The following is a 10,371-nucleotide window of genomic DNA, read 5'->3' as shown; positions in this document are numbered from 1 at the left end:
GCGGTGGCGGTGGCGTTCGGCGGCTATCCGGACGGCCGCGGCTGCGAGGAACCCCGGGGCGGACACTGACTCCCACCGGTCGCGCACCGCAAGGCAGTTGACGGCGGGCGGTTGCGGCGGACCGCGCGGGAAAGGATCATGGCCGACATGGTGCGACCGAGGAACGTCGTCGACTGCGGGTCCTTCGCGCTGCGGCGCTGGCAGGGACAACGGGACTTCGCGGCGGCCTTCGCGCTGATCGAGGAGTCCCTGGCGCACCTGCGGCCCTGGGAGCCGTGGGTGGCCCGGCACGACGAGGAGCACACCCGCGCCCTGCTCACCCGGTGCGACACCTGGTGGGGGAGCGGCGAGGTGTACACCTACGCGATCACCGAGGACGGCGCCCCGGTCGGCATGTGCCAGGCCGTCCGCGCGGGAGAGTCCGGCGGCCGGCGCGTCGGCTACTGGCTGCACCCGGCCGCCACCGGCCGGGGCCTCGCCACCCGGGCGGTGGCGGCCCTGGCCGAGGAGATGTTCGCCCTGCCGGAGGTGGACCACCTGGAGATCGTGCACGACCGGGCCAACACCGCCAGCGCCGCCGTCCCGCGCCGCCTGGGCTTCACCGAACTCCGGCGGGAGCCGGCCGCGCTGCCGCCGGCCCCGTCCGGCAGCGGGACCGCCGTGGTCTGGCGGCTGAACCGCCCCCAGGACGCCACCGGAGCGTGAGTCGGCCCTGGGAGTGCTGCCCGGGGCCGACTCGCCGAGCTGCGGTGCTCAGCCGACCGGCCCCGTCGTCGCGTGCGGCGCTACCGCCGGTTCGAGCAGCGACAGCGTCCGCTGCTGCGCGTCGAGGCCGACACGGATGCCGACCGGCATCGGCAGGTTCGGGCCGGCATGCCCGAAATCGACGTTGCCCAGGACCGGGATGTCACGGTCCCCGAGGACGTCGAGGACGATCTCGCGCAGCGTCGGGGAGGCGCCGGGTTCGAGTCCGCCGATCTCGCGGGGAACGCCCACGACCATGCCGGCGATCCGATCGAGGATGCCGCTGTGCCGCATCACCTGCAGATAGCTCCACACGTACGACGCCAGGCCGCCCATCTCCTCCCAGAACAGCACCGCACCGTCGAACCGTTCGAGCGGCAGCGCGAAAGGCGTCGCCTGCGCCAGCACGATGCGATTGATCAGCCCGCCGATCAGCCGCCCCTCGACACGACCGGGACGCCAGCACTCCCACGACGGGCTCGCGGGCAGCGCACCGATCGGCTCGGTGCCGGTCAGCAACCCGAAGTAGAGCTCCTCGAGTTCCGCTCGGCGCGCCACGGGCACGGACTGCCAGTGTCCGCCGAAGCCCGGGACGGCCATGTCGGCGTGGAACCCGACCAGACCCGTTCGCGCATGGAGCACCAGATGCAGCAGCGAGATGTCGCTGTAGCCGAGGATCGGCTTGGGGTCGGCCCTGACCGCCTCGACGTCGATCAGGTCGAGGTAGCCGAGCGCCGTCTGGCCGCCGTCACTCGCGACGATCGCGCGCACCTCGGGATCACGCAGAAGACCGTTGAGCTCCCCGGCGATCTCCGCCGGCGTGGCCGCGCTCCACCAACGGCGGCGTCCCGCTTCGAGGAGCGGAGCCCGGCGCACGCGGAATCCCATCCGCTCGAGCACGACCACCGTCCGCTCGACGTTGGGCTCGTAAGCGGCCGGCAGCGGACCGGACAGCGATGCGATGACCACGAGATCCCCGGCCCCCAGGGCGCGCGGCCGAAGCAGCTGAGGCAGGGCAGGACCAGTCATGGCGTCAGTGTCGCCGTTGCCCTGGGCGGGGTCACGCGATTTTCGCCGGTCGTCCGGCTCCACGCATGATCGCCCGGAAGGCTGCTACCCGAAGCGGGACACCGCCGCAATGACGACCTCCGACAAGTGGAGGCCGCATCTTCCGTGACGGCATGGCAAAGGCGGTGCCCCCCGGCGCGGATAGGCTCCGGACGACCGACACCTTGATCACGATCTCCGGACCGGAGAGGGCGCCAGCACGTGAGCATCCAGCAGATCACCCCCAAGCAGCGGGGCTACCTGATCGTCAACTCCCACCCGGCCGGCAGCGCGGCGACCGTCGACCGCCAGTGGCAGCGCATCGCGCCCGCGGCGCCGGCCGGCCGGGCCCCGGTCGCCCTGGTCCTCGGTGCCAGCGCCGGATACGGCCAGGCGCTGCTGCTCGCCGGGCTGCGCCGCCAGGGCATCCGCGGCATCGGCGTCGGCTACGAGGCCGCCGCCACCGAGCGGCGCACCGCCACCGCCGGCTGGTACCGCACCGCCGCGACCTCGGCCCTGGCCGAGCGGAGCGGGGGAGACCTCACCTTCGTCAACGCCGACGCCTACGCGGACGCCACCCGCGCCGAGGTGCTCAAGCTCCTCGCCGAGCGCTACGGCCCGGTCGACTACCTCGTCTACTCGCTCGCCTCGCCCCGGCGCACCGACCCGGCCACCGGCGAGGTCCACCACTCGGTGATCAAGCCCCTCGGCTCGCCGTACACCTCGCCGTCCCTGCTCTTCGAGGACGGCGCCCCGCAGATCGGCACCGTCGACCTCACCCCGGCCGACGAGTCCGAGCGGGCGGCGACCGTCAAGGTGATGGGCGGCGAGGACTGGCGGCTGTGGGTGCGGGCGCTGGCCGACGAGGACCTGCTCGGCCCCGGCTTCACCACCGTGGCCCTGTCCTACGTCGGCTCCGAGATCACCGCGCCGGTCTACCGGCAGGGCACGATCGGCGCCGCCAAGGAGCACCTGGAGGCCACCGCCCGTCAGCTGCAGACCGAACTGCTCGCCGACCGCGGCCGGGCGTTCACCGTCGTCGCCGGCGCGGCCGTCACCCAGGCGTCCACCGCCATCCCCTCCATCGCCCTCTACACCTCGCTGCTGCGCATCGTCCTCGGCGAGGACGGCTGGCGCACCACCGACGACCAGGCCGTGGACCTGTGGGAGCAGCTGACCGGCGCGAAGGAGCTCACCCTGGACGGGCAGGGCCGCATCCGCCTGGACGGCTGGGAGCTCGACCCCGCCGTGCAGGACCGGGTGCGGGAGCTGTGGGCCGACCCGGCGGGCGCGCTGGCCGCCGAGCCGGACGGCGCCGCCTGGTTCTACAACCAGTTCCGGCAGCTGTACGGCTGGGACGTCCCGGGCGTCGACTACACCACCGGCGTCGAGACCTCGGTGCCCTGGCCCGAGTGACCCGACGGTGCGTCCACGGCGGCCCTGATGCGCTCCGGGAGCTGCTCGTAGGCGACGGGTTCGCCGCACAGCCGCCGAACGGAGGCCAGCCCCAGACCGGCCTGCCCGGTGGCCTCCACGAGGGCGCGGGGCGCGACGTAGAAGTTCCACTGGCCGATGTCCAGCGGGTCGTAGTCGTCGTGGGTGCGCGCGGTGTGGAGGGCGAAGACGTAGACGTCGGCGTTGTAGGACTGCTCCGCCGCGTCTCCGTCCTCGGGCGTCCAGGTGCGGCCGCGCAGCCGGGAGAAGCGGATCTCCGACAGCCGGCGCTGACCCCAGGCCTGGAGGTAGGCGCTCGTCTTCACCTCGATCCTGAGTCCGTCCGGCGCCAGGACGTCGAAGCTCTCCCACTCCGCGTTGCGCCGGACCGCGCCCACCGCCCGGTGGACCAGGAACTCGGCCAGCAGGCCCCGGGTGGTGTTCGTCCGGAGGTCGGGCATCGCGTAGCGCCAGAACTCCAGCACCGTTCCGGCGTCCGCCCCCCGGAAGGCCTCACCGCCCTGGAACGGTGTCGGCTCGGGCGGGGTGTGCCAGCCGGCGGGCGCGGCGGCGGGATTGGAAGTCATCGCGCCAGCCTGCCACCCGCCGGCCCGGGGCCGGCCGGCGGGTCGGAGTGGGAATTCGACAGCTTCCGCCAACTAGCGGTATTTCGAGGGCTGTTCGATCGGTAGGTCACCGAGGAAGGAGAGCGGGACGGCGCGCGGCCGCCGCCCGTCAGCCCGCCGCCCGTCAGCCTGTCGCCGTCCCGGACCGCTGCCGCCGGCCGCGGACCCGGTCCAGCAGCAGGACGAGGAGTACGGCCAGCAGGGCCGCGGCCAGCGCGTACACCGGCAGCCAGAGCGTGGTGGTGGCCGACAGGCAGTCCGCGACCGCGTGCCGGGCCTGCTGGTCCTGGGCGGTGGCGAGAGCGGCGCCGTCCCCGGCGGCGAGGTCGCCGAGGGCGGCCTGCGCCTGCAGCCGCGCGTAGTCGCCCAGGTGGGGGCAGTCGCGGCGGGTGCCGGGCATCGGGAACAGCCAGGACCAGCGCTGCATCGCGGGGGCCAGGGCGAGGGCCACCGTCAGGCCGATGACCAGCGCGTAGGCGGCCAGGCTCCGGGCGTAGCCGGCTCCCGCGTCCGTCGCACGGGTCGGCGGGCGGGTGGAGGAGAGGACCACCGCGAGGAGGGTCAGCCCGATGTAGGTGGAGAACCACTGCCACGAGCCGGAGGAGAGCGAGAAGGCGAGCACGGCGGCCAGCGCGGTGCCCAGGACGCCGGCCCGGGGGCTCACCGCGAGGGTCGGAGCGGGCCCCGGGCCGGCTCGGCGGCTGCGGTCGTCCATGCGCTTGCTCCCCTGGCCGGATGCGGGCCACCAGTCTCCGGGCGCGGCCGCTCCGGGGCCCCCGCACCATGCCGGTCCGCTCGCCGCCTCGCCCGGTTGGCGGCCGGCAGCGGCCGGCGGACCGAACCCGGGCGCTGCCCAGGGACGGCCCCGGCCCGGGGCTCGGCCCGGCTCGGGACTCAGGCCGGCTCGGGGCTCAGGCCGGGTCGGGCGGCCACGGGCCGTGCACCGCCACCTGGGCGCGCAGCCCGCGCAGCGCCTTGGCGGAGGCGATCCCGACCGCGCCGGTGACCAGGCCGTCGCGGACGCAGACGGCGGCGAAGCGGTGCTCCTCCAGGCTGCCGTCGACGACCTCGAACCGTTCGGCGCCGCCGGGCCGGCCGAACACCTGCACCCGCAGGCCGTACTGGTCGGTCCACAGGTACGGGACCGGCCGGTAGGCCTGCCGGGCGCCGTCCGGTCCGGCCAGCAGGTTCCGGGCCGCGTGCATGGCCTGCTCGGTGGCGTTGGTGCGCTGTTCGAGGCGCCGGTGGCGGCCGGTGCGCGGGTCGGGCCAGGCGGCGGCGTCCCCGGCCGCCCAGACGCCGGGTCCGGCGGCGCAGTAGGCGTCGCAGACCACGCCGTCGTCCAGCGGGACGCCGCTGCCGGCCAGCCACTCGGTGGCGGGCTCGGAGCCGACGGCCATCAGCACGGCGTCGGCGGCCAGTTCGGTGCCGTCGGCCAGCCGGACGCCGGCGGCCCGGCCGCGCCGTTCGAGCAGTCCGGTGGCCACGCCCCGGTGGAGCCGCACCCCGTGCTGGCGGTGCAGGCCGGCCAGCAGCGCGGCCGTCTCGGCGCCCAGGACGGCGGCGAGCGGCGCGGCGGTGGAGGTCAGCCAGGTCACCTCGGCGCCGAGGCCGACGGCGGTGGCCGCCGCCTCGGCGCCGAGCAGCCCGCCGCCGACCACCAACAGCCTTGTGCCCGGCCGCAGTTCCTCGCGCAGGGCGAGGGCGTCGGCGAGGGTGCGCAGCACGTGCGCCCCGGGCCGCGGTGCGTCGGCACCGGGCAGTCGGCGCGGGCGGACCCCGGTGGCCACGACGACGGCCTCGCAGCGCACCCGCCCGCCGTCGGAGAGCCGGACGGTGCGCTCCCGGCGGTCCAGCCGCTCGGCCCGGACCCCGAGGCGCAGGTCGAGCCGGAGCTCGTCCAGCGCCTCGGGGCCGCGCAGGGCCAGCCGGTCGGGCTGCCACTGCCCGCCGAGCAGGTGCTTGGACAGCGGCGGCCGGTCGTACGGCGGCTCCGGCTCGGCGCCGATCAGGGTGAGCCGGCCGTCGTAGCCGGATCTGCGCAGCGCCTCGGCGGCGTGCAGCCCGGCCGCGCCGGCGCCGACCACGGCCACCTCCCGCAGTGCGGTCACACCTGCTCCAGGTGGATCGCCGCGGCCGGGCAGACGGCGGCGGCGTCCTGGACGGCCCGGTGGAGCCCGGCGGGGGGTTCGGCGTCGAGCAGGACGACGATGCCGTCCTCGTCGCGCTGGTCGAAGACGTCGGGGGCGGCGAGCACGCAGTGCCCGGCGCCGCAGCACTTCTCCTGGTCGATCCGGACGAGCATGGTCTTCCTTTCGGAGCGGGTGCCCCGGGGAGGTGAACTCCTCGGAGGGGCAGGTGGGTTGACGGGGTCGTGGCGGCTCCCGGGGGAGCCCGGGTCACCAGGCGACGGGCAGCTCGTGGACGCCGTAGACGAGCATCTCGCCGCGGAAGCGGATCTCCTCGAACGGTACGGCCAGGCGCAGTTCGGGCAGCCGCCGCAGGACGGTGGTCAGCGCGATCTGCAGCTCCAGCCGGGCCAGCGGCTGTCCGAGGCACTGGTGGCTGCCGAAGCCGAAGGCGAGGTGGCGGCGCGCGTCGCGGGTCAGGTCGAGATGGTCGCCGTCCGGGAACTCCCGCTCGTCCCGGTTGGCGGTGTTGACCATGCAGATGACGCCCTCGCCCGCCGCGATCCGCACCCCGCCCAGGTCGACGTCCTCGGTGGCGACCCGCGTCACGCCGGAGTGCACGATGGTCAGGTAGCGCAGCAGCTCCTCGACGGCGGCGGGCACGGACTCGGGGTGCTCGCGCAGGTGGTCGAGCTGGTCGGGGTTGCGCAGCAGGGCGAGCACGGAGAGCGCGGTCATGTTCGCCGTGGTCTCGTGTCCTGCGATCAGCAGCAGCCGGCCCATGTCGCCGATCTGCTGGGTGCTCAGCTCGCCGCGCTCCACCAGGCGGCTGAGGATGCCGTCGTCGGGGCGGGCGCGCTTGGCCTCGGTGAGCTCGATCAGGTAGTCGACCAGCTTGGCCTGGGCGTCGGCGACGTCCTCGGCGGTGGAGTCGCGGCGCAGCAGGACGCGGCTGCACTCCTGGAAGAAGTCGTGGTCCTGGTAGGGGACGCCGAGCAGCAGGCAGATGACCAGGGACGGCAGCGGCAGCGCGAACTCGCGGACCAGGTCGGCGCCGGAGCGTCCGTCGGTCATCCGGTCCAGCAGCTCGTCGGCGATCCGCTGGACCTCGGGGCGCAGCGCCTCGACCTTCTTGATCATGAATTCGCCGGTCAGCATCCGGCGGAAGTGGGAGTGCTCGGGCTCGTCCATCCGGATGATGGTGGGCCGGCCGGTGTTCAGCTGCCGGGCGCCCGCGCTGATGAACGGGAAGCCGGGCCGGGTGGAGTCGGAGCTGAACCGGGCGTCGGCGAGGACCGCCTTGATGTCCTCGTGGCGGGTGACCAGCCAGCTGGTGGAGCCGTCCCACAGGGAGACGCGGCTGACCGGCTCCTCCTGCCGGGCCTGCCCGTAGGCGGGAGGCGGGGCGAACGGGCAGGTGCCGCGGGCGGCGGGGTGGGTGAACCGCGGGGTCTTCTCGGCGGTGGCCATCAGTGAATCCCCTTCCGGGAGTTGAGCCGGGCCATATTTACGTGCCGAAAGCAACTAACTGAACGTCACGGTAGCTCGCGTTCCGTGGTGGTGGAAGGGCGCACCGGGCGTCGGCCGAATCTGTCCGAAATCCGGCCACGGTTCCCCGCCCCGGCCGCCGCCCCAACCGGATCGCTACAGTTCCCCCATGTCGGACGAAGAAGACGCCGAAGACGATCGGACCACCGCCCGCGGGCCGCAGAGCCCGGACGGCCTGGGCGGCCTGGAGGACGTACTGGCCACACTGGCCTACCTGCTGACGCGCTCCCAGGAACACGAGCGCCGCACCGCCCGGGCCGGCATCACCGCCGCCCGATCGGACGTCTACCTGCTGCGCGCGCTCGCCGAGGGCGCGGGAGCCAGCCGGGTGAGCGACCTGGCCGACCGCCTGATGGTCAAACCCTCCCACGTCACCCGCCAGATCGACCGCCTCCAGGGCCAGCAACTGGTGGAACGCAGCCAGGACGCCCAGGACCGGCGGGCCCGCCAGGTCGCCATCACCCCCGACGGACGTGAGGTGCTGGACTGTCTGAAACAGGCCAACATCACCGGGCTCGCCGACGCGCTGGACGGCGTCCCCGAGCCGGACGTCGTCGCCACCGTCACCGTGCTGCGCCACCTGATCGACCGGTACGTGCACCGGGTGCGCACCATGCGGACCGAGGACGACCCGCTCCCGGACAGGACGGACGGCGCCGCCGGCGCACCGGCTCCGGCCATGGGGTCCAGAACCGCCGCGTACCAAGGCGGTTGAGCCGGGGGAGCACCCGGGTACGTCACCCGGCATGTCGGACGAGAAGAACCGCGCCGTGGCCGAGGCGATCCTCCCGCTCGTCGGTGGCGCCGCCAACATCCGCTCGGTCGCCCACTGCATGACCCGGCTGCGGCTGGGCCTGGCGGACCGCTCCCTGGTCGACACCGAGGCGCTCCGGGCGCTGCCGGCGGTCCTGGGCACGGTCGAGGACGACACCTACCAGATCGTGCTCGGACCCGCCGCCGTCGCCGGGGTCACCGCGCGGCTGCGCCTGCTCCTGGAGCCCCCCGGCCCGCAAAACGGGGCGGCCGGACCGGCGGCCGCCCCCACCGCCGAGGACCTCGCCGGGCGCGGCGAGCGCATCCGGGCGCGCGCCCGGGTACGCAACGCGACCCCGGTGAAACGGGCGCTGCGCCGGATCGCCGACATCTTCGTCCCGCTGATCCCCGCCCTGATCGGATGCGGGATCGTCGCCGGTCTCGCCGGGGCCCTCGCCAACCTCGGCTGGGCACCGGCGCTGGTCACCGCTCTGGGCCCGGTCTCCTCCGGGTTCATGTCCCTGATCGCCGTCTTCGTCGGCTACAACACGGCGAAGGAGTTCGGCGGCACACCCGTGCTCGGCGGAGCCGTGGCCAGCGTGATCGTCTACGCGGGGGTCACCAAGGTGGAGGCCTTCGGCCACCACCTCACCCCCGGGCAGGGTGGCGTGGTGGGCGCGCTCGGCGCCGCGCTGCTGGCCGTCCACCTGGAACGCTGGACCCGCCGACTGGTGCCCGCCGCCCTGGACGTGCTGATCACCCCCACCGTCACCGTGCTGCTCGGCGGGCTGGCCGCGCTCTTCGGCCTGATGTTCGTCGCCGGGGAGATCTCCACCGCCATCGGCCACGCCGCCACCTGGCTGCTCGCCCACGGCGGCCTGCTCGCCGGACTCGTGCTCGGCGGCCTCTTCCTCCCGCTGGTCATGCTCGGCCTGCACCAGGCACTGATCCCGATCCACACCACCCTGATCCAGCAGCAGGGCTCCACCGTCCTGCTGCCGATCCTCGCGATGGCCGGCGCCGGGCAGGTCGGCTGCGCCGTGGCCGTCTACCTGAGGCTGCGCCACAACGCCTCGATCCGGGCCACCATCAGGTCCGCCCTCCCGGCGGGCCTGCTCGGCGTCGGCGAGCCCCTGGTCTACGGCGTCACCCTGCCGCTGGGGCGCCCCTTCATCACCGCCTGCATCGGCGGCGCGGCCGGCGGCGCCTTCATCGGGGTCGCAGGCCAACTCGGCAGCACGGTGGGCTCCACCGCCATCGGCCCCTCCGGCTGGGCCCTCTTCCCCCTGCTGGCCGGCCCGCACGGACTCCTCGCGGGCGCCGCCGTCTACGGCGGCGGACTGCTCACCGGCTACCTCGCGGGCTTCCTGGTCACCTACTTCTTCGGCTTCACCCGCGAGACCCTCGCCGAGTACGACACCCCGGCCGCCGAGCCGGACCGGACGGTGGAGTAGCCCCCTCCCAGCCGCTCGTCCGCACGTGAGCACCACGATCGGGTGATGTCTCGGCCCGCCGGTTCGCATTCGGAGTGTTGCGGCCGGACGGGGGACGGGGGTCACTACGTTGAGGGTCCGGGTCATGCGGCCGTGCCATCGACAGGCACGGCCGGGAGGAGCTGGACCGGAATCGGCCGAGCACCTGTTCCGTCATGACGTGATGCCACTGACAGCGCCGGGTCGCACCCCGGGGCTTGCACGAGGGAGAATCAGTGATCTCGAAGACCAAGAGGGCCATCTGTTCCATGGCCATGGCGTTCGCCGCAGCCGCCACGGCCACCGTCGGCCTGCCGGGCGGCGACGCCTTCGCCATCGACCACGTCCAGTGCGACGGGGGCCGCAATGACTTCCTGAAGATCTGGTCGCACCTCGACGGCCGTGACAGCGTCGACTGCTACGCGAACGGGGGCAGGACCGACTTCGGTGGCTGGTGGGTCGACCGGATCTCCACGGGCAACAACGACCTGACCTACTACGACGTGAACGGTGACTCCGTGAGGATCGAACGCTGGACCGACATCACCTTCCCGAACCGACCGCCGAGGGTTGCCGCCATCCAGATCGGGTGACACGGGGCGCCGGTCGCTCCAGATG

The 10,371-nt window shown here is 74.1% G+C and carries 11 protein-coding genes; 5 read left to right on the top strand and 6 right to left on the bottom strand.

The genetic code is table 11. The annotated features are described in order from the left end of the window. Positions 1–147: 147 nt before the first annotated feature. On the top strand, positions 148–705 hold the full coding sequence (locus ACWGJO_RS23620; protein ID WP_452186574.1) for a GNAT family N-acetyltransferase: 558 nt from the start codon (positions 148–150) through the stop codon (positions 703–705). 48 nt (positions 706–753) lie between these two features. Here the strand turns inward: ACWGJO_RS23620 and ACWGJO_RS23615 are convergent, their stop codons facing one another. Next, positions 754–1,773 (bottom strand): S66 peptidase family protein, encoded by a 1,020-nt coding sequence (locus ACWGJO_RS23615; protein ID WP_452186572.1) that lies wholly within the window; start codon positions 1,771–1,773, stop codon positions 754–756. Between the two features lie 240 nt (positions 1,774–2,013). Here ACWGJO_RS23615 and ACWGJO_RS23610 point away from each other — a divergent pair, with 240 nt between their 5' ends. Further along, positions 2,014–3,207, top strand: a complete 1,194-nt coding sequence (locus ACWGJO_RS23610; protein ID WP_452186570.1) for an enoyl-[acyl-carrier-protein] reductase FabV — start codon at positions 2,014–2,016, stop codon at positions 3,205–3,207. On the opposite strand, the gene ACWGJO_RS23605 is transcribed toward ACWGJO_RS23610, so the two are convergent. From ACWGJO_RS23605 to ACWGJO_RS23585, 5 genes are all read right to left on the bottom strand, one after another. Beyond that, positions 3,165–3,812, bottom strand: coding sequence for a hypothetical protein (locus tag ACWGJO_RS23605; RefSeq protein WP_452186569.1), 648 nt, complete (start codon positions 3,810–3,812; stop codon positions 3,165–3,167). The two genes, ACWGJO_RS23610 and ACWGJO_RS23605, sit on opposite strands and share 43 nt — an antisense overlap. Before the next feature lie 163 nt (positions 3,813–3,975). Continuing rightward, entirely contained in the window at positions 3,976–4,566 is a 591-nt protein-coding gene (locus tag ACWGJO_RS23600) for a hypothetical protein (RefSeq protein WP_452186566.1), read from the bottom strand. Between the two features lie 196 nt (positions 4,567–4,762). Continuing rightward, entirely contained in the window at positions 4,763–5,962 is a 1,200-nt protein-coding gene (locus tag ACWGJO_RS23595; RefSeq protein WP_452186564.1) for an NAD(P)/FAD-dependent oxidoreductase, read from the bottom strand. Then, positions 5,959–6,156, bottom strand: a complete 198-nt coding sequence (locus tag ACWGJO_RS23590; RefSeq protein WP_452186562.1) for a ferredoxin — start codon at positions 6,154–6,156, stop codon at positions 5,959–5,961. The genes ACWGJO_RS23595 and ACWGJO_RS23590 overlap by 4 nt, the downstream gene beginning before the upstream one ends. 94 nt (positions 6,157–6,250) lie before the next feature. Beyond that, entirely contained in the window at positions 6,251–7,450 is a 1,200-nt protein-coding gene (locus ACWGJO_RS23585; RefSeq protein WP_452186560.1) for a cytochrome P450, read from the bottom strand. Between the two features lie 187 nt (positions 7,451–7,637). Here ACWGJO_RS23585 and ACWGJO_RS23580 point away from each other — a divergent pair, with 187 nt between their 5' ends. The 3 genes from ACWGJO_RS23580 to ACWGJO_RS23570 all read left to right on the top strand — a co-directional run bounded on the left by ACWGJO_RS23580 (position 7,638) and on the right by ACWGJO_RS23570 (position 10,346). Further along, positions 7,638–8,243: a MarR family winged helix-turn-helix transcriptional regulator gene (locus ACWGJO_RS23580; RefSeq protein ID WP_452186558.1), complete on the top strand. Its 606-nt coding sequence runs from the start codon at positions 7,638–7,640 to the stop codon at positions 8,241–8,243. A gap of 31 nt (positions 8,244–8,274) precedes the next feature. Continuing rightward, positions 8,275–9,735: a PTS transporter subunit EIIC gene (locus ACWGJO_RS23575; protein ID WP_452186556.1), complete on the top strand. Its 1,461-nt coding sequence runs from the start codon at positions 8,275–8,277 to the stop codon at positions 9,733–9,735. Between the two features lie 293 nt (positions 9,736–10,028). Continuing rightward, positions 10,029–10,346, top strand: a complete 318-nt coding sequence (locus ACWGJO_RS23570; RefSeq protein ID WP_387692299.1) for a beta/gamma crystallin domain-containing protein — start codon at positions 10,029–10,031, stop codon at positions 10,344–10,346. The last annotated feature ends 25 nt before the right edge of the window (positions 10,347–10,371 follow it).

It is taken from the genome of Kitasatospora sp. NPDC054795, assembly GCF_053611565.1.
This window is presented reverse-complemented; position numbering and strand designations above follow the sequence as displayed.